Raw genomic sequence first — 24,546 nt, forward strand, 5'->3', positions numbered from 1 at the left:
CCGCAGATCAACGCTGGGAGTCTTCCCGGCGCGAAGCAGGGTCGGGCTTGGCGAATGCTTGCCGGCTGTGCACGAGGAGCTCACGCAGCGCGGGGCTGTGCGCGGCCTTCCAGACCAGGGCGAGCAGGGCGGGTGTCTCGACGTCGTCGATGGTGAGGGCGGTGAGCCGCTCGCGGTAGCGCTTGGCCATCGAGTCGCTGAGGATGGCGACGGCGAGCCCGCGGATCGCCAGGTCGGCAATGGCATCCGCAGCGCCGGCCTGGAGCGTGATCATGGGTTGGAGGCGCTGGGTCGCGCAGGCCTGGTCGAAGACCGTACGCAGGCCGGTGCCGGTTGGCATGCACACGATCGGGTAGGCGCCCAGGTCGCGCAGGGTGACCTGCCGCTGTTGCGCCAAGGGGTGCTCGGCGGGGACCGCCGCGACGAGCCGTTCGCTGATGATCGTCAGTGCGGCCAGCCCGTCGGGGGTGGTGGCTGCGGCCCCGATCAGGGCCAGGTCGAGGGTGCCGGCGCGCACCCCCTCGACGAGCCGGTCGGAGTTGTCCTCCAGCAGCGAGATCTCCACGCCGGGATGCGCCCGGTGGAACGCGGCGAGGGCATCGAACAGCGGCGTGACGGTGCAGCCGACGACCATCCCGACGGTGAGCCGGCCACGGATCAGGTCGGTCACCTCGCCCACCGCCTGGCTGACCGCACCGGCGGCGGCGAGCGCGGTGCGGGCGTGTTCGAGCGCGGCCTTCCCCGCCACGGTGAGGGTGGCGGTGCGCGCCGACCGGTCGAACAGGTCGGCACCGAGTTCACGTTCCAGTTGGCGGATCTGTGCGCTGACCCCGGACTGGCTGATATGCACCCGCTCGGCCGCCCGGGTGAAGTTCCGCTCCTCGGCGACCGCGACGAAGTACTCCAACTGCCTCAGCTCCATGACTGAACATTCTAGCTCCCAGCAGATCTAGCTGTTGGACTTCTGAACCGTGGGCGACCACGCTGGGACGCACTGAAGCCCACACCAGGAGGAAGCCATGCCGGAACACGAGAAGGCGCTACGGCCCGAAGACATCTCCCGCTTGTTCGTCGAACGATCCAACGCCGGTGACGCGGCCGGAGTCGCCGCGCTGTACGAAGAGGACGCGGTGATGGCGTACCCGCCCGGCGGCCAGACGGTGGGCCGAGAGGCGATCCGCGCGCTGTGGGAGAAGGTGCTGGCCAACCGTCCCCGCTTCGAGCCGGAACCACCGCTGCCGACACTGATCAGCGGCGACATCGCCCTCACCTCGACCGTGGCGAAGGACGGGGCCGGCGCCCGCGCGCAGGTCGTCCGGCGCCAGCCCGACGGAAGCTGGCTACGCATGCTCGACCAGCCCGAGTTCGTCCCGCCCACCCGCTGAACCACCCGCCTCCACCGCAAGGAACATAGGTATCAACATGCGCAAGTGGCTGCCGCTGATGACGGTCTGCCTGGGCACCTTCATGCTGCTGATCGACGTCACGATCGTGAACGTCGCCCTGCCCGACATGGTCGGCGACCTGGGCGCGTCCTTCGGGGCACTGCAATGGGTCATCGACGCCTACGCCCTCGCGCTGGCCGCTCTGGTGCTCGGCGCGGGCTCGATCGCCGACCGCGTCGGGCACCGCCGCGCCTACATCGCCGGACTCGTGATCTTCGCGATCTCGTCACTGATGTGCGGTCTCGCACCCAACCCGGGGGTGTTGATCGCCGCGCGCACGGTGCAGGGCATCGGCGCCGCGGCCATGTTCGCGACCACGTTCGCCCTGCTCAACAGCGCCTACGCCGGCCGCGACCGCGGTAGCGCCTACGGCATCTGGGGTGCGGTATCGGGCGCCTCGGCCGCGGTGGGCCCGATCCTCGGCGGACTGCTCACCGAGGGCGCGTCGTGGCGCTGGATCTTCTTCGTCAACCTGCCGGTCAGCGCCATCGCCATCGCGCTGTGCGTGACGGTGCTCGCCGACGCCCACGCGCCCGCCCGCGGCAGGGTGGACGTCGGTGGCATGGTCAGCTTCACCGCCGCGGCAGCCTGCGCGACGTACGCGCTCATTCGCGCGAACGAGGACGGCTGGTCCAACGCTGGAGTCTGGTGGCTGATCGTGCTGGCGGCGGTGCTGCTGGCCGTGTTCGTCGCGTTCGAGGCGCGCTCGCGACACGCCATGTTCGACCTCGCGCTGCTGCGTAACCGCTCGTTTGTCGGAGTGCTGCTCGCCGGATTCCTGCTGACGTTCGCAGCCTTCGCGACGTTCACCTACACCTCGATCTGGCTGCAGTCAGTGCTGGGGCTGAGCCCGCTCGGTGCGGGGCTCACCGGCCTGCCGATGTCAATCACGGCGTTCGGTGTCTCGGCGGTACTGGGACGGGTGCTGCACGGCCGGCGACCAGATCTGGTGATCGGCGCAGGGCTGCTGTTCATCGGCCTCGGCAGCCTGCTCACCGCTGCGCTCGTGCACGGTCCGGCCAGCTGGCCGGCGCTGGTGCCGGGTCTCGCCGTGATCGGCGTCGGCGTCGGCCTGGCAACGCCGATCCTCGGGTCGGTCTCCATGTCCCTCGTGCCCGCCGGACGCGGCGGCATGGCCGCCGGCGCGGTCAACACCACCCGCCAACTCGGCTTCGCCTTCGGCATCGCCGCACTGGGCAGCGTCTTCGCCGCCCGCGCGCAGAGCAGCCTGTCCGGAGGCGGCATCCCGGACGCGGCACATGTCGCACACGCCATCGCCGGCGGGCAGACACCCGGCCTGCTGCATGCCGCCCCGTCAAGCGGGCGACAGTTCCTCGACATCGCAGCACACGCGGCAGCGGTAACCGGCGTCCAAGCGACCCTCGCCGTAGCCGGAGCCGTCGGCATCCTCGCCAGCCTGCTCGTGGTCATCCTCATGCGACCCGCCAGAGCAGCCTCCCGCGAGGACGAGCGCCCGCCCGTCCCGCAGCCGGCGCTGCGCTGACGTCCCCTCAGGTCCCCGGTTCGGCCTGTGTGCCGAGCCGGGGACCGCCTCCCTGGCCGCGCTGCCCTGACCCGCCGGGAACGGCGGCTTCGGCGCAGTACCGTGATCATGGGACCGGAAAGTGACAGGCAACCCGGAAGGAACCGCTATGGCTGTGCCCGCCGACCCGACAGTGCTCCATCCGATGCCTGACCAGCCACGGGTGGTGCTGCTCAGACCGCTGGTGAAGTCCCCGTTGATCGAGGTCGGGGAGTACTCCTACTACGACGACCCGGACGACCCGACCGCGTTCGAGACGCGCAACGTGCTCTACCACTACGGGCCGGAGAAGCTCGTCATCGGCAGGTTCTGCGCACTGGGCGCGGGAGTGCGGTTCATCATGAACGGCGCCAACCACCGCATGGACGGCCCGTCGACCTTCCCCTTCCCCACCATGGGCGGCTCGTGGTCCGAACACTTCGACCTGCTCGCCGGCCTGCCGAATCGTGGCGACACCGTCGTCGGCAACGACGTCTGGCTCGGCTACGACGCGATGGTGATGCCTGGCGTACGGATCGGGCACGGCGCGATCGTCGGCTCCGGCGCCGTGGTCACCGCGGACGTGCCCGACTACGGGATCGTCGGCGGAAACCCGGCCCGTCTCATCCGCACCCGCCACACCGACCAGGACGTCGCCCGGCTGCTGGCGGTGGCCTGGTGGGACTGGCCTGCGGAGCACATCACCGAGCACGTGCGCACGATCATGTCGGGCAGCATCGCCGAACTCGAGGCCGCCGCCCCGGGATAGAGTCCAGGCATGCACTTTCATCAGATCTACGGCTGACACGGACGGGGCGGCGCCCCGCCTCCGTCCCGCACACCCGTGCGCCTACCCATGACAGGTCCTTCCTCTCATGGGTCGTTGGCGTACCGGCCTGCCATGTCTCTTTCGCCGTAGACCTGAAATGGGTGATCTTCCATGTCCCGTCGCCGTTCCCACATCGCGATGATCGGCATCCCCGCCGTCAGTCACGTCCTGCCAAGCCTCGAGGTCATCCGCGAGCTGGTGGCCCGCGGTCACCGGGTGACCTACGCCAACGACCCGGCGGTGGCCGACCTGATCGCCGCCACGGGCGCCGAACTCGTCCCCTGCACCTCCACGCTGCCCGTGGCCGACAACGACTGGCCAGACGACCCCATCGCCGCGATGGACCTCTTCCTCGACGACGCCGTCCAGGCCCTCCCGCAGTTGCGCGCCGCCTACGACAGCGACCGTGCGGACCTCTACCTCTACGACATCGGCGCCTACGCCGCACGCGCCCTCGCCGAGACGCAGAATCGTCCCGTCATGCAGCTGTCCCCGACCTTCGTAGCCTGGAAGAGCTACGAGCAGGACGTCACGGCGCACCTGTGGCAACTGCCGGGCGCCGACGCGTACCGGGCGAGGTTCGCGCGGTGGCTCGCAGAGTGCGGGGCGTCCACCACGGACGTGGACGCCTTCTCCGGCCGCCCCGCGCGGGCCCTGGCCCTGATCCCCCGGGCGATGCAGCCGCACGCCGACCAGGTCGACACCGATGTGGTGACGTTCGTCGGCCGCTGTCTCGGCGCGAGTGGGGGCAAGGACGCCTGGACCCGTCCCGCCGACGCCGAGAATGTGCTCCTGATCTCCCTGGGCTCGGCGTACACACGCCAACCGGAGTTCTACCGCCAGTGCCTGGCCGCCTACGGCAACCTGCCCGGGTGGCACGTCGTGCTCCAGATCGGCAGGCACACCGACCCTCGGGAGCTCGGCGACATCCCGCCCAACGTCGAGGTCCGCTCCTGGGTGCCTCAGTTGGCGGTGTTGGAACAGGCCGACGCGTTTGTCACCCATGCGGGAATGGGCGGCAGCAGTGAAGGGCTGTTCACCGGTGTTCCGATGATCGCCGTTCCGCAGGCCGCCGAACAGTTCAGCAACGCCGACCGGCTCGTCGAGCTGGGCGTGGCCCGTCGCATCGACACCTCGGACGCCACCGCCGAGGCGCTGCGGACCGCCCTGAGTGAACTTGTCGCCGACGCGGAGGTCAGCCGCCGCCTGGCGCTGCTCCGTGCCGACGCGCGAGCCGAGGGCGGCACCGCGCGAGCCGCCGACCTCGTCGAGGACGTCCTGGGCTGACCGTCCGCCCGGACCGGGAGCGGGCGTCACCCCGGTCCGGTGCGGCGGCCCCAGGTCCGCCACCAGCCTCGACGGCTTCGCGGCGTCTGCGGTGCGGGGCCGGTTTCCGCCCGGGACCGGTCCCGGGCGGCACGCCACTGTCGGACCACCTCGTCGGCGTTGGCGGGCCGGACGACGACCCGCGGCCCGGTCGGATTGCGCAGCCAGGCGAGGACCTGCGCGTTGAGGTCGCCCACGTGTGCCCGCACGGCCTGCTCGGTGGGCAGGTCCCGCACCTCGTCGGGGATCCGCTCGATCCGGCGGCGCAGTTGCAGCGGGGTGGGCAGCAGCAGGTCGGTGGGCAGCGCCTCGCGCTCCAGGAAGCTCTTGATCCACCACGATTCGTCGTAGGGGGTGTTTCTTCCCGGGAGCGGCTTGCCCATGCCGGGCAGGTTGTCGAACTCCCCGCGCTCCTGCGCGGTGCGGATCTGCGCCTCGGCCGCCGCTTCCCACCTGTCGGTCACCGTCGCCGCCTCCCGTGCCCGCCGTAACCTCTGCCGTCTGGGGCAGCGTCGCGTCGCCGCCGGTCATTCCCGGGTTGGCCTGGGCGATGGCCGGCAGGTCATGCTGCTGGTGGCGTCGATCGGCTCGGGTCGACCGGCTGCCTCCTGCGGGGTTTCGGTTTCGGGAAGGTCACACGGTGTCCCGTTGCTCGCCTCGGTGCTGCGGGCGGCCTGCGGCGGTTCAGGCCTGGGCGCGGCGCGGGGCCGGCGGTGCCCCGCGGACGTGCCGGTGCCCGTCGCGGGGAAACGGCGCGCGGGCCGGCAGCACCTCCTGGAACAGGTAGCCGGTCTTTTCCGCCACCCGGCACGAGGCCAGGTTGTCGACCTGGTGCAGCAGTTCCAGCCGGGCCAGCCCGGTCGCGGCGAACCGGGTGAACGCCCAGCCGGTGACCGCTTCCACCGCCCGAGGCGCGACGCCACGCCCACGCGCCCAGGCTGCCGTCCAATAGCCCACCTCGGCGTGTTCGCGGCCGGGCAGGACCTCCTTGAGCACCACCGTGGCGACGAGCCGGTCCGCGGCGGCGGGTCGCGGCTCCAGCACCGCGAAGCTGAACCGGCTGCCGGCGGCCCAGCCCTGCCGGCTGCGGGTCACCCACCGCCGGGCCCCGTTGACGTCGTCGACGGGGCGGCGCACCCAGCGGCGCAGCTCCGGGTCGCGGTAGACCTCGATCAGCTCGGCGATGTCCGCGTCGCACCACGGGCGGAGCAGCAACTCGGGACGGTGGGCGGTCGCGGGGGCCCGCAGCAGGACCGGCATCCCCGTAGTGTGGCCCACCCAAGGGTCGGGTGCTGCCCCGTCGGGCCGCCCGCGGCGTTGCTGGCGCACGGGCTCGACGACGACGTCGAGCCCGGCCGGCGTCTGACCCGGATCGCACCGCGCCGGTCAGCCGGCGGCGTCGCGGTGGCGGCGGACGAGGCCCTCGGCCAGCGGCGCGCCGTCGAAACCACCGGCGGCGACCCGGACGGCGACGGTGCGCCGTACCAGGCGGTCGGCGAGCGCGGGCGCGTGCCGGGCCAGGGCCATCTCCAGGCGTCCCCGGGCGGTGGTGGCCACGTCGCGGGGAGCCCGACGGGCGGTGGCGGTGCGCAGGATCGCGGCGACGACGCCCTCGACGGGTTCCCGCCGGGACACCCCGTCGAGGGAGAGCCCGGCGCGGGCGGTGCTGTCATGGATGGGTGAGGTGACCATGCTGGGGTAGACGACGCTGACCCCGACGTGGGTGCCGACCTCCAGCCGCAGCGCGTCGGCGTACGCGACGAGGGCGCGCTTGCTGACCCCGTATGCGGCGGCGAGGGGCAGCGGCAGGACCGCCATCCGGCTCGCCACGAAGATCACCCGGCCGCGGGCGTCGACGAGGGCGGGCAGCGCGGCGGCGGTGGTGCGCCACGCGGCGAGCAGATTCACCTCGATCTGCTGTCGCACGGTGTCGTCGGGCGCCAGTTCGGCCGGGGCGGGTCCGCCGACGCCGGCGTTGTTGACCAGCAGGTCGAGGCCGCCGAGCCGGGCGACGGCGGCGCGCACGGCCGTGGGCGTGGCGTCCGGGTCGGTCAGGTCGACGCCGAGCACCGGCACTCCGGCGGTGGTGCCGGGGTACAGGTCGAGGCCGACGACGCGGGCGCCGGCTGCGGTCAGGGCCGCGCACAGGTGGCGCCCGAAGGTGCCCCGGGCGCCGGTGACGACGACCCGGCGGCCGGTCAGGGCGCTCACCGCGTCGCCTGGGCGCGGCGGGTGCCGGCGGCCAGTTCCCGGCGCAGGTCGGCCAGGTACGCGTCGAAGTCGACCCGCATCGCCGGTCGCCGCTGCCCCCACCGGGCGGTGGCGGCGCGCAGCTCGGCCCGGCAGGCGGCGCGCTGGCGCTCCGGGTCGGGCAGGGCGTACCGGCCGGCCAGGTGCGCGGCGACGAGCCGGGCCTGTGCCTCGACCAGGGGAAACGCCGCTCCGGTGGACTGCATGAGCCCGACGAACGCCAGGCCGGGGGCGTCGAGGTGGAACACGTGCCGGTACAGCGGGAGGGTGTCGGGGCCGGCGCCGAGCAGCGCCGGGTCGAGGAAGTCCACGGCGACGCGGTAGCCGGTGCACCACACGACGAGGTCGACCTCGTCGATACGGCCGTCGGTGAACTCGACCCGGTCGCCGTGGAACGCGGCGATGCCGGGGCGGGCCTCGACGGCGCCGTGGGTGAGCCGGGACAGCAGCGCGTCGGAGAGGGTGGGGTGGTCCTGGAGGAAGCCGTGGGTGGGGGCGGGCAGGCCGTAGCGGGGCGGCGGGCCGACGGTGGCGGCGAGCATGGCCTGGCTGATCCGCTGGCGCAGCCGCCAGGGCAGCCGGCGCGCGAGGGCCCCGTTGAGGGTGTCCGACGGGCGGCCGAGCAGGTACTTGGGCACCACCCACACCCCGCGGCGCAGGGACAGCAGGGTGCGCCGGGCGGCGTGGGAGGCGTCCACGGCGATGTCCATCGCGGAGTTGCCGCCGCCGACGACCAGGACCCGCCGGCCGGTGAGCTGCTCGGGGCCCCGGTAGTCGTGGCTGTGCAGCTGTTCGGCGGCGCAGTCGCCCGGATAGCCGGGCGCGGGTGGGCGGGGCACCCGGTTGTGGCCGTTGGCGACGACGACCGCCTCCACGTCGACCTCGACGGGGCCGTCCGGGCCGGTGGCCCGTACCGTCCAGCGGCCGTCGGCGCCGGGGGCGACGTGGGTGACGGTGTGCCGCAGCGCGACGGCGTCGAGCAGCCCGAAGCGTCGCGCGTAGTCGTGCAGGTAGCCGGCGACGCGGGTGTGGTCGGGGTAGTCGGGCCAGTCCGCCGGCATGGGGTGGTCGGCGAACTGGGTGCGGGTCCTGCTGGTGTTCAGGTGCAGGGTGCGGTAGGCGGGCGAGTCGGGGGCCCCGTACACCCACAGGCCGCCGACGGTGTCGGCGGACTCGTAGGCCACGGCGGTGATGCCGGCGTCGGCGAGGGCCTTGAGGGTGGCCAGGCCGGCGGCGCCGGCGCCGACGACCGCGACCCGTGGCGGTGCCCCCATGCGGTCCCCCTCGACAGTTAATCCAACGCCCGCCGGATAATGCGCGGGTCGGGGCCCGGTCGTCAAGCCGGCGGGCCGTACAGGGCGTCGAGCAGGCGACTCAGGAACGCCCGGAACTCCCGCCGCTCCCGCGCCGGTGACCCCCCGGGGGTGGCCAGCGCCACCACGTGCGCGTGCACCGCCCACACCAGGCTGCGCACCGTGACGTGCGGGGTCGGCTCGACCAGCGCCCCGCCGGCCGCTGCGGCGGCCAGCAACTCCTCCACCAAGTCGTACAGGGGAGTGGCGTAGCGCTGGTCCAGCTCGGCGTGCCGGTCCGGCTCCAGCCAACGGCGCAGCCACAGCGCGGTCGTCTCCGGCCGGTCCTCCAGGAAGTCGACGAACTCGTCGAGCAGGTCGTGCAGGGCACGCAACGCCTGCTGCGGCCCGGCGCCGAGGGCTTCGCGGGCACGCGCCGCCCCGGCCTCCAGCACCGCCCGCTCGGCGGCGAACACCCGGGCGAAGCACGCGTCGTAGAGCTGCGCCTTCGTACCCGTGTGGTGGGAGACCGTGGCCACGTCGACGCCCGCGGCTGCGGCGACCTCCCGCAACCCGACGGCGTCGACACCGCGGGCGGCGAACAGTGCGGTGGCCGCGGTGAGCACCACCTCGCGGGTGTCGCGGGTCTCGGAACGCCGGGGCCGACCCGGTCGTCGTCGGGGCATGGTCACGGCCGCCATTGTCCCCCTACAATCCAGCAACCGTTGGATTGGGGGCGGCGTGCCGGAGGGACCAGACCTATGACCGGGCTCGACACCCGCGACCGTACGCCGGGCACCCGCCTGCCGCGCGGGCCTCTGCTCGGCTTCGCCACCGGCTCACTCGGCATGGGCGTCTGGGTCACCGTACCCGGGTTGCTGCTGCTGTACTTCCTCACCGACGTCCTCGCCGTGCCGCCGTGGCTGGCCGGCCTGACGCTGCTGGCGCCGAAGGTCGCCGACGTGCTGCTGCACCCGTGGGTGGGGCACCGCTGCGACGTGCAGCAGGCCCGCCGCGGCGACCGGCGGCCCCTGCTGCTGGTCGGCTGCCTGCTGCCGGTGGCGTTCGCCGCGCTGTTCGCCGTCCCCGGCGGGCTCACCGGCGCGTCGGCGGCGGGCTGGGTGGCGGTGTGCTTCGTCGCCGGGAACCTGCTCTTCGCCGCCTACCAGGTGCCCTACCTGGCCACCCCGGCGGACCTGCGGATCGGCTACCACGAGCGGACCCGGCTGATGGCGTTCCGGATGGTGGTGCTCACCGCCGGGATCCTGGTCGCCGGCCTGCTGGCGCCGCTGCTGACCGGCGGGGACACCGCGACGCGCGCCGGCTACCAGCGGATGGGGCTGCTGCTGGGCGTAGGCACCCTCGCGGCGATGCTGGTCGGGGTGGCGGGCATCGGCCGGCTGCGCCGGGCGGCCGGGACCTTGGGCGACGGCCACGCCCCGGGCGGGTGGCGGGCGCTGGTCGCGGCGCTGCGCGACAAGCAGTTCCGTTGGCTGGTCGCCGCGTACCTGGCGATGTCGACCACCACGCACCTGGTGCTCGCCGGGGTGCCCTACTACGCCGAGTACGAGCTGGGCCGCCCCGCGCTGACCACCGTGCTGGTCGCGGCGTTCGTCGCCCCGGCGCTGCTGGTCACCCCCGGCTGGCTGGCGGTGGCCCGGCGGGTCGGCAAGCAGCGGGCGCTGCTGGCCGCGCAGGGCGCGTTCGCCGCCGGGTCGCTGGTGCTCGCCGTGGGCCGACCGGCGGGCCTGCCGGCGCTGGTCGCGGCGGTGGCGGTGCTCGGGGTGTCGTTCGCCGGGATGCAGTTGCTGCCGTTCGCGATGGTGCCCGACGTCATCCGCGCCGCGGGCGCCACCGGCGCGGGCACCTACACCGGGGTGTGGACGGCCACCGAGGCCACCGGCGCGGCACTGGGCCCCTACGCGTACGCGCTGTGCCTGGCCGCCGGCGGGTTCGTCGCCTCGGCCGGCGGGCAGGCCGTGGCCCAGCCCGGCGCGGCGCTGACCGCGATCCGGTACGGTTTCGGGCTGCTGCCGGCCGCGCTGATGCTCGCCGCGGTGCTGGCGCAGCGCCGCTACACCCTCGACGGCGCGGCCCGCGCCGCCGGCTGACCCGCCCGCCCGGTGCGGGGTGCGGCTCGGGGACGGCGGTGCGCGACGTGTGGCCGGGCGGGCGGCGTGGCTAGACTTCCGCCTCGATGGACGCCCAGCCCTCCCCCACCGAGACCCGTCCCTGCGCGCACTGCGGCCGGGACGTGCCGCAACGGGCCGGCGCGGGCCGCCCGTTCCGCTACTGCCGGGACAACGACGGCGCCTGCCAGCGGGCCTCACGCAACAACCGGATGCGGCACCGCAACGCCCCGGGCCTGCCCGGACAGGTCGCCCGCACCTGGGAGGCCGTGGACCGGCTCGACCAGGTGGTGGAGACCCTCACCGAGGCGCTGCACGCCGAGCTGTCCCCGGCCGGGGTGGAGCGGCAACTGGCGCAGCTACGCGCCGAGACCGCCGCCGAGCTGGCCCAGGCACACACCGAACGCGACGAGGCCCGCCGCGACGCCGAGGACGCGGCGGCGGGCACCGTCCGGGCCCGTCAGGAGGCCCGCACGGCCGCCGCCGAGGCCGCCGCCGCCCGGGAACGGACCGAGCGGGCCGAAGCCGACGCGGCCCGTGGCCGGGAGCGGGCCGACGCCGCCGAGGCGGCCCGGGACTCCGCGCGCCGCGACAACGGGGCGGCGCAGGCGCTGCGGGTACAGGCCGAACGGGACCGCGACGCCGCCCGGCACGAGCTGCGTACGGTCACCGGTGAACGCGACGACGAACGGCGGCGGGCCGCCGACCTGACCGCCGAGCGGGACACCGCCGCCGCCGACGCGCGCCGCGCCGCCGACGCGGCGGACGAGGCACGGCGGCGGGCCGGGCAGGCCGACGCCGACGCCGAGCGGGCCCGCGCGGAAGGCCGCCGGGCAGCCGAGCGGGCAGACGCCGCCCGCGCCGAGGCCACACAGGCCCGCGAGCACGCCGACCGGCTGCGCGGCGAGGCGCAGGACGCGCGGCGGGACGCCGAGGCCGGACAGGCTGCGGCGCAGGCCGCCAGGGAGGAGGCGGCGGCGCTGTCGGCGCGGCTCGCCGAGGCCGACGCCGCCCGCGACGCCGTCGCCGCCCAGTTGGCCGCGGCCCGGGAGGCGACGGCTGCCGTGCAGGGTCGCGTCGGTGAGCTGGAGGCCCGCCTCGGCGCGGCCGACGCCGACCGGGACGCCGCGCAGCGGCGCTCGGCGCAGCTCGTCGACCAGGTCAGCGACCTGGCCGCCGCGCTGGCCCGGCTGGGCGCCGCACCGCGCTGACGTGCCCCTGACCCGGGCCTGCCGGGGCGTGCCGGGAGCCCGCGCCGCCCCCGGCGGGCCTCAGTGGATGCCGGCCATCAGCCGGCGGATCTGCCGGGCGAACATCACCGCGCCGAGGCCGAGCAGCACCGACGCCGCCCCGAAGATGAGGAAGTACGTCGGCTCCGGCCACGCCTCGGCGAGCCGGGCCACCTGGCCGCCGATGGCATCACCGACGGCGGTGGACAGGAACCACAGGCCCATCATCTGGCTGGCGTACTTCACCGGGGCGAGTTTCGTGGTGGCGGACAGGCCGACCGGGCTCAGCGACAACTCCCCGGCGACCTGGATGGCGAAGACCGCCACCAGCCACCACGGGGAGACCAGGTCACCGCCGACGGCGGCCTGCGCGGCGGCGGCCATCAGCACGAACGACAGGCCGTTGAGCACCAGGCCGACGGAGAACTTCACCGGGGTGGAGACCCGGTGGCCCAGCCGCAGCCACAGCCACGCGAACAGCGGCGCCCCGATGATGATCAGAATCGGGTTGACCGACTGGAGCCAGGACGCGGGGAAGGTGAACCCGAACACGTCCCGGTCGGTGCGGTCGGCGGCGAAGATGTTCAGCACCGACCCGGCCTGGTCGTAGATGAGCCAGAACGAGGCGGCGAACACGAACAGCCACACGTACGCCTTCATCCGGCTGCGTTCGGTGCCGCTGAGTTCCCGGTCGGTGAGGATCCGCGTGAAGTATCCGACGGTGACCAGCACGGTGGTGGCGGTGAGCAGGTTGACCATGGTGTCGACGGTGAACAGCCCGGCGGCGGCCAGGGCCGCCAGCAGCACCGCCAACCCGCCGGCGGCCACCCCGAAGCGGGTCAGCGCGCGGCGGCGGTCGGCGCCGAGCAGCGGGTCGGCGGGGCGCGCGCCGGCGTCGCCGAGGTGCCGCCCGCCGATCACGTACTGGATCACCCCGAAGGTCATGCCGACGGCGGCGACGGCGAACCCGAGGTGCCAGTTGATCCGCTCGCCGAGGAAGCCGGTGACCAGCGGGGCGACGAAGCCGCCCAGGTTGATGCCCATGTAGAACAGGGAGAACCCGGCGTCGCGGCGCGGGGAGTCCCGGTCGTACAGGTCGCCGACCATGGTGGAGATGTTGGGTTTGAGCAGCCCGGTGCCGACGACGATCAGCGCCATGCCGGCGAAGACGCTCCAACCCACCGGGACCGCCATCACGTAGTGGCCGCAGGCGATGATCACGCCACCCCACAGCACGCTGCGGCGGGCGCCGAGAAGCCGGTCGGCGACCCACCCGCCGGGCAGGGCCATCAGGTACACCATCGCGTTGTACGCGCCGTACACGGCGACGGCGGTGGACTGGCGCAGGCCGCCGCCGTCGTCGGCGACCGCCGCGGTCAGGTACAGCACCAGGATCGCCCGCATGCCGTAGAAGCTGAACCGCTCCCACATCTCGGTGAGGAACAGGGTGACCAGGGCGCGGGGGTGGCCGAAGAAGGTCCGGCCGGCGGGCGGCCGGCGGGCGACCGGCGCGTCACTGGACATCGACACCTCCGCACGGCTGGGGTTCGGTAACATCCCCGTAAACCGCCGAAACACTCCCACCGACTCGACCCGGCCGGGGCGACCCCGCCGGGCGGATGTCCTGTCCGGCTACCCTTGCAGGGCGACGGCCGTGCCGCGCCCCACGGGGCGGGTGGGTCCCGGCCCGCCAGGGCGGGCGGGGAATGGCCCGGCCGGCACAGACCGTTACACGAGAAGACCAGCACCACGAGCGAGGGGAAGTCGATCATGGGCGAGCGTATGCTGCGCGGAAGCCGTCTGGGCGCGGTCAGCTACGAATCCGACCGCAACACGGAGCTCGCGCCGCGTCAGACCCGCGAGTACCTGTGCGCCAAGGGCCACCAGTTCGAGGTGCCGTTCGCCGTCGACGCGGAGGTCCCCACCACCTGGGAATGCAAGTTCGACGGCAGCGTCGCCCGGCTGGTCGACGGCAACGAGCCGGAGCAGAAGAAGGCCAAGCCGCCGCGCACCCACTGGGACATGCTGCTGGAGCGCCGCTCCATCGCCGAGCTGGAGGACATCCTCGCCGAACGGCTGCAGGAGGTCCGCACCCGCCGCGGCCGCGCCTGAGCACCAGCCCGAACAACGCGAACGCCCCCGGGAGGTCACTCCCGGGGGCGTTCGCGCATGTCCCGCCCAAGGTGTCGAATCCCACGCGGGAAGCGTCGACACCTTGCGTCAACGACCGGGTTCGACGATCTCCCCCTCGATGGCCCGACCACCGTCGACCACCGTCGGCTCGGCCGGGCCGGCAGGCGACTGGTCGGACGAGGTGGGCTGGGCGGCGCCACGGCGCACCCGCACCACCCGCGGCCCGAACAGGTCACCGGCGACCATCGACGACACCCGCCGCTCCGCGGCCCGCCGCACCCCGGCCCGGGTCAGCCGCCGCACCGGCGGCACCAGCAGCAACGCCCCCACCACGGCACTGACCAGGCCCGGCACCGCCAGCAGCAACGCTCCCAACAGCCCCACCAACCCGTCGGTGACCTGCGGGCCCGGCGGCTGCCCCGCCTGCGCCGCCGCCCGGAAACCCCGCCACGCCCGCATGCCCTCACGCCGCAGCAGCACCAGCCCCAACAGCGACGCCGCGAACACCAGCAGCACCGCCGACCCGAACCCGACCAGCCGGCCGACACCGACGAACACCGCCAGTTCCGCCAGCACCGCCAGCAGCGCCACCACCGGCACGAATTTCAGTCCTCGGCGCATCTCACCCCATCGGCCGTTCCGACATCCCGCCGTTCAAGCATGACACGCCGCCGATCACGGCCACCGCGCCTGACCGGCGCGGGTGCCGCGCACCCCACGCCGCCACGCCACCCGCCGGTCCTGCACCGCCCACACGCTGATCCGCCACAACGCCTCCGCGACGATCAGCGGGCTCATCTTGCTCGCCCCCCGCTCCCGCTCGGCGAACGTGATCGGCACCTCCACGATCCGAGCCCCCGCCCGATGCGCCAACCGCGACAACTCCACCTGGAACGAGTAGCCCTGCGAGCACACCGACCCCAGGTCCACCGCGTCCAACGCCGCCAACCGGTACACCCGGTACCCGCCGGTCGCGTCAGCCACCGGCATCCCCAACGCCACCCGCGCGTACAGGTTCCCGCAGCGCGACAGCAGCAGCCGCCGCAGCGGCCAGTCCACCACCTTCGCGCCCCGGCACCAGCGGGAACCGATCACCACGTCGGCGTCCCCGGCGGCGGCCAACAGCCGCGGCAGGTCCTCCGGGGCGTGGGAGCCGTCGGCGTCCATCTCCACCACCGCGTCGTAGCCGCGCTCCCGGGCCCACCCGAACCCCGCCAGGTAGGCGGCGCCGAGGCCCTGCTTACCCGGCCGGTGCAGCACCCGCACCCGAGCGTCGGTGGCGGCGATCGCGTCGGCGACCGCCCCCGTACCGTCAGGGCTGTTGTCGTCGGCGATCAGCACGTCCACGTCCGGAGCCGCGGCGCGGACCCGCGCCACGATCGGGGACACGTTGTCGGCCTCGTTGTAGGTGGGGATGACCACCAACACCCGTCCCAACCCCGGCCGCCGCACCTGCGGCCGCACACCCACCGCTCCGCTCACCGTTCCTCCGCCCCCGCCGACGCGACGCCGACGTGTCCGCTATCGGGCGACGGCCGACCGTCGGCGCCGCCACACCGCACCGGCCAGGGCGGCCACCGCCACGGCGGTCAGCGCCGCCTCCGGCCACACCCCGACCCGGGTGGCCAGGGTGCGCCCGTCACCGAGGCGCAGCTGGCGCAGCACCACGGCGCGGGTGTTGAACCCGGTGGCGTCGGATACCCGCCCATCCGGGGTGACGAACCCGGACACCCCGACCGTGGACGCCATCAACGACGCGCGGCCGTGCTCCACCGCCCGCAGCCGCACCATCGCCAACTGCTGGCGGGCCTCCGCGACGTCGAACGTGGCGTTGTTGGTCTGCACCACCAGCAGCTGCGCCCCACCGGTGACGGTGTCGCGGACCAGCCCGTCGTAGGCCACCTCGAAGCAGATCACGTCACCCAGGACCACCGGACCGACGTCGACCACCCCGGCGCGGTCACCGGGCACCATGTCGCTGCGGACCCGGTCGACCTCCTTGCTGACCATCCGCGCCACATCCCGCAACGGCACGTACTCGGCGAACGGCACCGGATGCCGCTTCGTGTACATCTGCTCCAGGTCCGGGCCGCTGCCCGGCCGCCACAGGATCCCCGCGTTGCGGCTCTGCCCCTCACCGGGGCCCACCAGCACCGCCCCCACCAGGATCGGCGCCCGCACCGCGTCGGCGGCCTCACTGATCCGCTGCCCCGCCGCCGGGCTGCGCAGCGGGTCGACGTCGCTGGCGTTCTCCGGCCACACCACCAGGTCCGGCTGCGGTCGCTGCCCCGCCGCGACCTGCGCCGCCAGGTCGAGGGTGGCCTGCACGTGGTTGTTCAACACCGCCTGCCGCTGCGCGTTGAAGTCCAGGCCCAGGCGGGGCACATTGCCCTGCACCACCGCCACGGTCACCGCGCCGCCGCCCCCGGCGACCCCCACCGGCACCAGAAGCCCCACCGCGAGCACCCCGACCGCGCCCACCGCCAGCACCCCCGCCGCCCACCGTGACCGCGCCACACCGCCCCGCCAGGGCCGCCACAGCGCCGCCACCAGCAGGCCACCGGCCAGAGCGACGGCGAACGTCACCAGCGGCGCCCCACCCACCGCCGCCAGCCGCAGCGCCGGGGACTCGTCCTGGCTGAACGCCAACCGGCCCCACGGGAACCCGCCGAACGGGGCCCGCGACCGCAGCGCCTCCTGCCCCACCCACAGCACCCCGGTCAGCGCCGGCCACGACCACCGCCACCGGTCCACCAACGGCGACGCGTACGCCGCAGCCCCACCCAGCAACCCCACATACCCGGCCTGCAACAGCGACAACAACAACCACGGCAGCTGACCCGTGTGCAGGTTCGTCCACGACAGCAGCGGGCCGAACAACGCCACACCCGCCACGAAACCCAACCCCACCCCGGCACGGACCCGACGCCGGTGCACCGCCGCACCCAGGAGCGCCACCCCCACCGGCGCGGCCGGCCACCACCCGTACGGGGGGAACGCCACCAGCATCGCCAACCCGGCGGCCACCGCCAACGGCAGCGCCACCCGCAGCGGCAACGGCCCCCCGGGACCGGCCTGCACCCCGGCCGCGGGACCCGACGGGCTCTGCGCGACGACCGTCACCGGCACCTCACCTGCGATCACACCGCCGAAGGCTACCCGCCCCACCGCCGCGCCCAACGCGGCACCGCCGCGCCCGGGGCGGAAACGAAAATCGGGGCGCGGCAGCTGCCGCGCCCCGATGCTCCCAGGCCCTTCCCGGCCGGTGGGGCGAGGATCAGGCACGCCGACCTTCGGACCGACCCGACGGAAGACTGGCTGCCCCCGCCTGGCCGTTGTCTACTGGCCGTGCACCTCACCCTGCCCGTACACCGGTAACCGCGGCCGGTTCGCGCCGCCCCGCCGACCCCCGCCCGCTGGACCTGGCCGCCGCGACCCGAAGGTCACTCGGCCAGCGGACGAAGGGACGAAGCGAACAACAGCCGCTTCCCGTAGTAGGACTCAAAGACGGTACGTGCCGCACCCCAGGCCCTGTCAACCCACCACCGGCCTGTCGTGCCGTTCACCACGGCGTGTCGCGTCGGCGTGTCTCAATCCGCCCCGAGGTGCCGGCGCAGCAACGCCCCCGCCGCCACCGGATGGTCCCCCGCCAGCAGCCCACCCGCGGCCAGCACATAGTCGACGTCCACCACCGACCGAGCGTCCCGCGGCACCGGCCACCCACCCGCGTGATCACCCAACACCGCCCCCAACACCACCGCCGACACGACCGGCGTGACGTGACGCAGCACACCCCCCGACCCCACCAGCAGCCGTACGTCCCGCAGATCCCGCCCCCCACGCTCCCCCGTCGCCCCACCCCGCGCATGCCGCCGCACCGCCACCGTCGCCGCCAACGCCGCGAACCGCGCATCCACCTCCCGATCCGCGTCACCCCCCGGCAGGAACCCCGGATCCGCCGCCCGCACCTGCGCCGCCGCCGCCAACCCGGCCTCCTCGCCGCCGCCGACCAGCCGCTCCTCCACCGCCGCCCGCACCACCCCAGGGGCGCTCCACCGCACCCCCAGATCCCCTTCCACCGTGCGGGCCCGCCACAACGTCCCCGCCACCTCCCGACCCGGACCATCGGCCCGCTCGTCCGGCGTCAACACCGAATACACGTCCGTGGTCGCCCCACCCACGTCCACCACCACCAGATCACCACCGACCGCGTCGGCGAGGACCTCCACCCCCGTCAACACCGCGTCCGGGGTGGCCGCCCGCACCAACCGGGAGAACCGCGGCCCCCGCGACAACCCCTTCCCACCGATGACGTGCCGCAGGAACACCTCCCGGATCGCCGCCCGCGCCGACGCCGGCGCCAGCACCCCGATCCGCGGCAGCACATTGTCCGCCACCGTCACCGGCACCCCGGCGGCCACCAGCAGCGCACCCAACCCGTCACGCACGTCAACATTGCCGGCCAACACCACCGGCACCCGCCACCGCGCCCGCGCCAGACGGGTCGCGTTGTGCGTCAACACCTCCGCGTCACCGCCGTCGGTGCCCCCGACCAACAGCACCACGTCCGGGCGGGCCGCCCGCAACGCCGCCAACCCCGCAGCGCCCAACCGGCCGGCGGCCACATGCACCACGTTCGCCCCCGCCGACAACCCCACCCGCCGACCCGCCTGCGCCGTCACCAGCGGCTCGTAGCCGACCACCGCCAGCCGCAACCCACCACCGGCCGACGAACACACATACCACGGCGCGTCACCCACCGCGACGCCCACCGACGCCGACGCCACCGCCGCATCCAGACCCCGCAGCACATCACTGCCCACCGTCGTCGGCGCCGACCCCGCCCCCACCAACCGACCGGAGTCCAGGTCCACCACGGCGGCCTTCGTGTACGTCGACCCGACGTCGGCGCAGACCGCGACCCTCACACCGACGCCGGCACGACCACCGTGCCGGTCGCCGTGACCGCCACCACCGGCGGATCCAGAACCTCCGCCGCCGACTCCGACCGATCCGGACGCCCCCGACACACCACCCGCGCCTCGAAATCGATCGTGCGGCTACGCGTCCCCACCCGGGTCACCGTCGCCGTCACCTCCAGCACATCCCCCGCCCGCATCGGCGCCCGGAACTGCACATCCGAATACGACGCGAACAACCCCTCATCACCGTCGGTACGGATACACACCTCCGTCGCCACGTCACCGAACAACCCCAACGCGTACGCCCCGTCCACCAGGCTCCCCGCGTAGTGCGCATGCGAATACGGCACATACCGCCGGTGCGCCACCGTCAGACCGACCCGAGAATCACTCATGCCTTCGCCTTCTTGCTCGTCACCAACGCGTGCACCAGGTAGGAAGCCACCTCACCCGGCGTGGTCCCCCGCCCGAAAATCCGATCAACGCCCAACTCGCCCGTCATCGACTCGTCGAACCGCGGCCCACCCACGATCAACAGCGGACGCCGGCCCGCCGGCATCGCCTCCCGGAACGCCGCCGACATCTCCCGCGTGTTGTGCAGATGCGCGTCCCGCTGCGTCACCACCTGCGACACCAGCACCGCGTCGGCCCGCTCCACCCGCGCCGCCTCCACCAACTCCGGCACGCTCACCTGCGCACCCAGGTTCGACACCTTCAACTCCCGGTAGTACTCCAGGCCCTTCTCCCCTGCGATCCCCTTCACGTTCAGGATCGCGTCGATGCCCACCGTGTGCGCGTCCGTGCCGATACACGCCCCCACCACCGACAACTTCCGCCGCAACCGCTGCTTCACCAGCGCGTTGACCTCCTTGGCCGACAGCAACGGAAAGTCCCGCTCCACCACCCGCACCGCCGCCAGATCCACCAGGTGGTTAACCCGCCCATACACCACGAAGAACGTGAACCCGTCACTCATCGGCTTCGCGTGCACCAGCATCGCCGGGTCGATGCCCATCCTGTTCGCCAACTGCACCGCCGCGCCCTCGGCCCGCTTGTCATGCGGCACCGGCAACGTGAACGACACCTGCACCATCCCGTCACCGGTGGTGTCCCCGTACGGCCGGACGACCTGCTTCTCCGTCATGCCGCCTGCTCCAGGATCTCCGTCGCCGGGTTGTAGTAGTCACCCTCGTGCGCCGCCACCCCCGACAGACCCTTACCCCGGTCCGCCGGCCGCTTCATGATCCCAAATGTGCCCTCGGCGATCGCCGTCAACAACGACTGCTCACCGATACGGTCCAACAGATCCAACGCCTCGCCCAACACCCGATTCGCCCGCTGCTGGATGAACCCGCCCGGCGCCGGAACGAAATCCTCGTGCAACCCACCCGCCGCACCCAACACATACCGCACGTTCTGCAACGCGATGTCCCGATCCGACAGCCACGGCGTCACCACCGCCTCCGTCATCATCCCCACCAGCAGAATCCCCTGCCCCGTCATCGCGCCCACCAAGTTGAAGAACCCGTCGAGCAGATTCCCCCGGAACACGTCCCCCGTCATGTGCTTCGTCGGCGGCATCCACTTCAACGGCGCATCCGGGAACAACTCCCGCGCCAACAACGCATGCGCCAACTCCAACCGGAACGACTCCGGCACATCCGGGTTGATCTCGAACGCGTGCCCCAACCCCAACTGCCAGTCCGCCAACCCCGCCTCATGCGCGAAATACTCGTTCAACAACTGCGACACCGTCACCGTGTGCGCCTCGTCCACCGCATCCGCAGTGGTCAGATAGTTGTCCTCACCCGTATTGATGATGATCCCCGCCCGCGCATGCACCTGCCGCGAGAACCGCTGGTCCACAAACGTCCGCACCGGATTGATGTCACGGAACAGAATCCCGTACATCGAATCGTTGAGCATCATGTCCAGACGCTCCAACCCCGCCAGGGTCGCCATCTCCGGCATACACAACCCCGACGCGTAATTCGTCAACCGCACATACCGACCCAACTCCCGCGACGACTCGTCCAGGGCCGCCCGCATCAACCGGAAATTCTCCTGCGTCGCATACGTCCCCGCGAACCCCTCCCGCGTCGCACCCTCCGGCACATAATCCAACAACGACTGCCCCGTCGACCGGATCACCGCGATCACATCCGCACCCGCCCGCGCCGCCGCCTGCGCCTGCGGAATGTCCTCGTAAATGTCACCCGTCGCCACAATCAAATAGATCCACGGCCGCTGCGCCGGATCCCCGTACCGCTTCACCAACCGATCCCGCTCCACCCGCCGCCGGTCGATCTGCCGCACCCCCGCCGCCACCGTCTTCCGCGCGGCCCGCCGCGCAGCCGTGGCCGACCTACCCGCCGGCAGCGCGAACCGCACCGACCCCGCCGCCGCCTTCTGCGCCAACAACGTCACATCGGTGCTCTGCTCCCGAACCAGAGCGTCGAACACCGGCAACGCCACCCCATGCCCCAACCCCACATCAGCGACAACCGCATCCACCAGACGATTCACCCACGGAATACCATCCGGATCCGCACCGGTCACCCCCGCCAACCGCAGCACCGCCCGCTCCACCGACACCGTCGTATGGCTACGCGCCATATCCACCACCGGCTGCCCCGCACGACGCGCCAACTCCCGCGCCCGCGCCACCAGCACCGGATCCAGGCCAAGCTTCCCCACCACACCGCCCCCCAATACGCTCGGCGACGACGCGACACGCGCCCGCACCCCATCAATGGTTCGCTCGCTACGCTCGCTCACGCAGACCCTTCCTCATAGATCACCTCGCCACGCAGCACCGTGCGCCGACACACCGGCAACGGCGTCACATCCTCCGCACCCCGCGCCTCCGGATCCGACGCCTGCAACACCGGCAGACCCCGATCCACCCCCGCCGGCGTCGCCCACACCGCGAACGTCGCCGCCGCCCCCAACGCCAACACACCCTCACCATCACGGTGCACCGCCCGCCACCCACCCCGGGTGTGCGCCGCGAACGCCGCCCGCACACTCATCCGCTGCACCGGATTGTGATGCGCCACCGCCGCCCGCACCGACCCCCACGGATCCAACGGCGTCACCGGCGAATCCGACCCGAACGCCAACGCCACCCCGACCGAATGCATCGCACCCACCGGATTCGACTCCAACGACCGACCCAACCCCAACCGCGACTCATACATCCGACCCGCCCCACCCCACAACCGGTCGAACGCCGGCTGCACACTCGCCACAACCCCGAACTCCACAAACCCCGCGATCAACCGCCTACTCATGATCTCCGCGTGCTCCACCCGGTGCCGCGCCGCCCGCACCCGATCCACACCCAACTTCTCCGCCGCCCCCGCGAACCCCCCCAACACCGTCGAGATCGCCGCATCCCCGATCGCGTGGAACCCGCCCTGCATCCCATGCGCCGCACAGTCCAACAAATGATCACGCACCTGCCCCGCGCTCACATACCCGTGCCCACACGCCCCCGGCTCACCATCCAGGTACGCCCCCGACACATGCGCCGTCCGCGACCCCAACGCCCCGTCCGCGAACAGATCCCCACCCGCACCCACCGCACCCAACTCCCGCGCCCGCGCCGCACCACCCAACTCACCCCAGTACCCGTACACCTCCGGCACCCCGGCACCCGACAACACCAACAACCCCGTGAAATCCTCCTCACCGGAAATCTCCGGCCCACCACACTCGTGCACCGCCGCGATCCCCAACGACGCCGCATGCGCCAACGCCACCCGCTGCGCCGCGACCCGCTGCTCCCGACTCACCGACGCCAACGCCGCCGCCCGCACCACATGATGCGCGTCACGCCGCAACCACCCCGACGCGTCGAACCCCGCCGCCCCGGCCGCCTCCGGACACGCCACCAACATCGCCTCCGACACCAACGCCGAATGGATCGACGCCTGCGACAGATACACCCGCCGCCCCCCGGCAGCCCGCCCCAACCCGGCCGCACCAGGCAGCGCCCTCTCCACCCAACCCGACTCGTCCCAGCCGTGCCCCAGCACCACCGCATCCGCCGGCAGACCCACCGCGAACCCGGCCACAGCGTCCAACAGCCCACCCACCGACCGCACCCCCGACAGGTCCAGCCCCGACAACGCCAACCCCGTGTCCGTGGCATGCACGTGCGCGTCCACGAACGCCGGCGTCACCAACGCCCCGCCCAGATCCACCACCCGGTCCGCCGCCGGCGCATCCGCGTCGACCCCCAACCAGGCGATCCGCCCGTCCCGCACCAGCAACGCCGTGGCACCCGGATCCGCCGGACAATGCAGCACACCACCGCGGTACAACGTCACCGGGCGCGTCGTCGAGGGGTTCGTCATGGCTCTCAGTCTGCCGCCAACCGCGCCTCGAAGAGACCACGCACCCCCGGCTCGGACCGCAACAACCCCAACGCCAGCTCCGCGTGCCCCGGCACGTACCCGTTGCCCACCAGCATCGTCACGTCCGCAGCCAACCCCTCCGCGCCCAACGCGGCGGCCGCGAAACTCGTCGCCATCGAGAAGAAGATCACCGTCCCGCCGTCCGCCGTGGCCAACACCGCGCCGTGCTCACAACCCGGCACGTCCACGCACACCACCGTCACGTCCGCCGGCACCCCCAGCGCCGTCGTCACCGCCGTCGACAGCGCCACCGGATCCCGCGCGTCGGCCAACGCCACCTCCGTGGCCAGGCCCGCCGCCACCAGGGCGTCCCGCTCCGCCGCCACCGGCACCACCCCGACCGTACGACCCGCGCCCGCCTGACGCGCCGCCGCCAACGACAGCGATCCGCTCTTGCCCGCTCCACCGATCACCGCCACGCTCACCGGCCTCGGATCGCGCTCCCACTCCCGCCGCTGCACACGCTCGTGGACCACCCGCGCGGTCAGCGCCGGCGCCCCGCACACGTCCAGCACCGCGAGGGACAACTCCGGGTGCAGGTCCGCCGGCAGCACCGCCGCGATCGACCGGGCGAACAGGATCGCGTACCCGTCGCACGGCACCTGCTCGCTGCGGCCGTCCCAGCGGGCCAACCCGTCGGTGATCGTCAGTGGGGTCAGCGTCAGCGACACCAGCGTCGCCACCCGGTCGCCCGCCCTCAGCCCCAGCGGGGAGCGCCGCCCCGCCTCGTCGACGGTGCCGATGAGCATCCCACCCGACCCGGTCACCGGGTTCTGCATCTTGCCCCGAGTGGAAACGATCTCCAGAACCTCGGCGCGGACCTTCTCCCCGTCCCCGCCGTGCTTCTCCCACAACTGCCGGAAGCTCGCCGCGTCCAGGTTCAGCCGCTCCACCCTGATACGCACCTCGTTCGGCGCGATCGTCGGGCTGGCGTCCAGCCGCCATGCCGCCTGCGGCAGCACCCCCGCCGGTTCGACAACGCGGTGCAAACCCACCGGTGACGTCACGCCAACCTCCCCTTCCAACCGCCCGAAGCCCTGACCAGGAC

23 protein-coding genes are annotated in these 24,546 nt (G+C 73.2%); 7 read left to right on the forward strand and 16 right to left on the reverse strand.

Annotated elements, in window-relative coordinates; all coding sequences use genetic code 11:
* Window positions 1-7 precede the first annotated feature (7 nt).
* Window positions 8-922 carry a LysR family transcriptional regulator gene (locus tag OG617_RS31200; protein WP_405096475.1) on the reverse strand — a complete coding sequence of 305 codons (915 nt, stop codon included), beginning with the start codon at window positions 920-922 and terminating at the stop codon, window positions 8-10.
* 97 nt (window positions 923-1,019) lie between these two features.
* On the opposite strand from OG617_RS31200, the gene OG617_RS31205 reads away from it, so the two are divergent.
* The 4 genes from OG617_RS31205 (at window position 1,020) to OG617_RS31220 (ending at window position 5,083) form a co-directional block, all read left to right on the forward strand.
* The gene (locus OG617_RS31205; protein WP_405096476.1) at window positions 1,020-1,385 is read left to right on the forward strand and encodes a YybH family protein; all 366 of its coding nucleotides are present in this window, start codon (window positions 1,020-1,022) and stop codon (window positions 1,383-1,385) included.
* Between the two features lie 37 nt (window positions 1,386-1,422).
* Window positions 1,423-2,949: an MFS transporter gene (locus OG617_RS31210; protein ID WP_405096477.1), complete on the forward strand. Its 1,527-nt coding sequence runs from the start codon at window positions 1,423-1,425 to the stop codon at window positions 2,947-2,949.
* A gap of 148 nt (window positions 2,950-3,097) precedes the next feature.
* Entirely contained in the window at window positions 3,098-3,736 is a 639-nt protein-coding gene (locus OG617_RS31215) for a CatB-related O-acetyltransferase (protein WP_405096478.1), read from the forward strand.
* A gap of 171 nt (window positions 3,737-3,907) precedes the next feature.
* Window positions 3,908-5,083 (forward strand): macrolide family glycosyltransferase, encoded by a 1,176-nt coding sequence (locus OG617_RS31220; protein WP_405096479.1) that lies wholly within the window; start codon window positions 3,908-3,910, stop codon window positions 5,081-5,083.
* A 26-nt stretch (window positions 5,084-5,109) separates the two neighbouring features.
* On the opposite strand, the gene OG617_RS31225 is transcribed toward OG617_RS31220, so the two are convergent.
* The 5 genes from OG617_RS31225 to OG617_RS31245 all read right to left on the reverse strand — a co-directional run bounded on the left by OG617_RS31225 (window position 5,110) and on the right by OG617_RS31245 (window position 9,350).
* On the reverse strand, window positions 5,110-5,586 hold the full coding sequence (locus OG617_RS31225; protein WP_405096480.1) for a DUF1992 domain-containing protein: 477 nt from the start codon (window positions 5,584-5,586) through the stop codon (window positions 5,110-5,112).
* A gap of 220 nt (window positions 5,587-5,806) precedes the next feature.
* Window positions 5,807-6,382, reverse strand: coding sequence for a GNAT family N-acetyltransferase (locus OG617_RS31230; RefSeq protein ID WP_405096481.1), 576 nt, complete (start codon window positions 6,380-6,382; stop codon window positions 5,807-5,809).
* 126 nt (window positions 6,383-6,508) lie between these two features.
* Window positions 6,509-7,333 carry an SDR family NAD(P)-dependent oxidoreductase gene (locus tag OG617_RS31235; RefSeq protein ID WP_405096482.1) on the reverse strand — a complete coding sequence of 275 codons (825 nt, stop codon included), beginning with the start codon at window positions 7,331-7,333 and terminating at the stop codon, window positions 6,509-6,511.
* Entirely contained in the window at window positions 7,330-8,646 is a 1,317-nt protein-coding gene (locus tag OG617_RS31240) for a flavin-containing monooxygenase (RefSeq protein ID WP_405096483.1), read from the reverse strand. The genes OG617_RS31235 and OG617_RS31240 overlap by 4 nt, the downstream gene beginning before the upstream one ends.
* Before the next feature lie 62 nt (window positions 8,647-8,708).
* Entirely contained in the window at window positions 8,709-9,350 is a 642-nt protein-coding gene (locus OG617_RS31245; RefSeq protein WP_405104020.1) for a TetR family transcriptional regulator, read from the reverse strand.
* Between the two features lie 75 nt (window positions 9,351-9,425).
* On the opposite strand from OG617_RS31245, the gene OG617_RS31250 reads away from it, so the two are divergent.
* Window positions 9,426-10,775 (forward strand): MFS transporter, encoded by a 1,350-nt coding sequence (locus tag OG617_RS31250; RefSeq protein WP_405096484.1) that lies wholly within the window; start codon window positions 9,426-9,428, stop codon window positions 10,773-10,775.
* A gap of 86 nt (window positions 10,776-10,861) precedes the next feature.
* Window positions 10,862-12,004, forward strand: a complete 1,143-nt coding sequence (locus OG617_RS31255; RefSeq protein WP_405096485.1) for a hypothetical protein — start codon at window positions 10,862-10,864, stop codon at window positions 12,002-12,004.
* A gap of 60 nt (window positions 12,005-12,064) precedes the next feature.
* On the opposite strand, the gene OG617_RS31260 is transcribed toward OG617_RS31255, so the two are convergent.
* Complete coding sequence (locus OG617_RS31260; protein ID WP_405096486.1) at window positions 12,065-13,546, reverse strand: peptide MFS transporter; 1,482 nt, start codon at window positions 13,544-13,546, stop codon at window positions 12,065-12,067.
* Window positions 13,547-13,792: 246 nt separating this feature from the next.
* On the opposite strand from OG617_RS31260, the gene OG617_RS31265 reads away from it, so the two are divergent.
* Window positions 13,793-14,134, forward strand: a complete 342-nt coding sequence (locus tag OG617_RS31265; RefSeq protein ID WP_007460094.1) for an RNA polymerase-binding protein RbpA — start codon at window positions 13,793-13,795, stop codon at window positions 14,132-14,134.
* Window positions 14,135-14,242: 108 nt separating this feature from the next.
* On the opposite strand, the gene OG617_RS31270 is transcribed toward OG617_RS31265, so the two are convergent.
* The 9 genes from OG617_RS31270 to OG617_RS31310 all read right to left on the reverse strand — a co-directional run bounded on the left by OG617_RS31270 (window position 14,243) and on the right by OG617_RS31310 (window position 24,493).
* Window positions 14,243-14,776, reverse strand: a complete 534-nt coding sequence (locus tag OG617_RS31270) for an FxsA family protein (protein ID WP_405096487.1) — start codon at window positions 14,774-14,776, stop codon at window positions 14,243-14,245.
* Between the two features lie 54 nt (window positions 14,777-14,830).
* Window positions 14,831-15,637, reverse strand: a complete 807-nt coding sequence (locus tag OG617_RS31275; RefSeq protein WP_405096488.1) for a polyprenol monophosphomannose synthase — start codon at window positions 15,635-15,637, stop codon at window positions 14,831-14,833.
* Between the two features lie 39 nt (window positions 15,638-15,676).
* Entirely contained in the window at window positions 15,677-17,236 is a 1,560-nt protein-coding gene (lnt, locus tag OG617_RS31280; protein WP_405104021.1) for an apolipoprotein N-acyltransferase, read from the reverse strand.
* 509 nt (window positions 17,237-17,745) lie between these two features.
* Window positions 17,746-19,083 carry a glutamate mutase L gene (locus OG617_RS31285; RefSeq protein ID WP_405096489.1) on the reverse strand — a complete coding sequence of 446 codons (1,338 nt, stop codon included), beginning with the start codon at window positions 19,081-19,083 and terminating at the stop codon, window positions 17,746-17,748.
* The gene (locus OG617_RS31290; RefSeq protein WP_396681411.1) at window positions 19,080-19,472 is read right to left on the reverse strand and encodes a hotdog domain-containing protein; all 393 of its coding nucleotides are present in this window, start codon (window positions 19,470-19,472) and stop codon (window positions 19,080-19,082) included. Before OG617_RS31290 ends, OG617_RS31285 begins: the two co-directional genes overlap by 4 nt.
* A complete protein-coding gene (locus OG617_RS31295) occupies window positions 19,469-20,221 on the reverse strand; it encodes an OAM dimerization domain-containing protein (RefSeq protein ID WP_161692414.1) in 753 nt (250 codons plus the stop codon). The genes OG617_RS31290 and OG617_RS31295 overlap by 4 nt, the downstream gene beginning before the upstream one ends.
* Window positions 20,218-21,777, reverse strand: coding sequence for a lysine 5,6-aminomutase subunit alpha (locus OG617_RS31300; RefSeq protein ID WP_405104022.1), 1,560 nt, complete (start codon window positions 21,775-21,777; stop codon window positions 20,218-20,220). The genes OG617_RS31295 and OG617_RS31300 overlap by 4 nt, the downstream gene beginning before the upstream one ends.
* A 74-nt stretch (window positions 21,778-21,851) precedes the next feature.
* Entirely contained in the window at window positions 21,852-23,438 is a 1,587-nt protein-coding gene (locus OG617_RS31305) for an amidohydrolase (RefSeq protein ID WP_405096490.1), read from the reverse strand.
* 5 nt (window positions 23,439-23,443) lie between these two features.
* Window positions 23,444-24,493 carry a zinc-binding alcohol dehydrogenase gene (locus tag OG617_RS31310; RefSeq protein ID WP_405104023.1) on the reverse strand — a complete coding sequence of 350 codons (1,050 nt, stop codon included), beginning with the start codon at window positions 24,491-24,493 and terminating at the stop codon, window positions 23,444-23,446.
* Window positions 24,494-24,546: the final 53 nt, after the last annotated feature.

Origin of the sequence: Micromonospora sp. NBC_01412 (assembly GCF_045040215.1) — a bacterium.
Classification (GTDB): Bacteria; Actinomycetota; Actinomycetes; order Mycobacteriales; family Micromonosporaceae; genus Micromonospora; species Micromonospora rubida.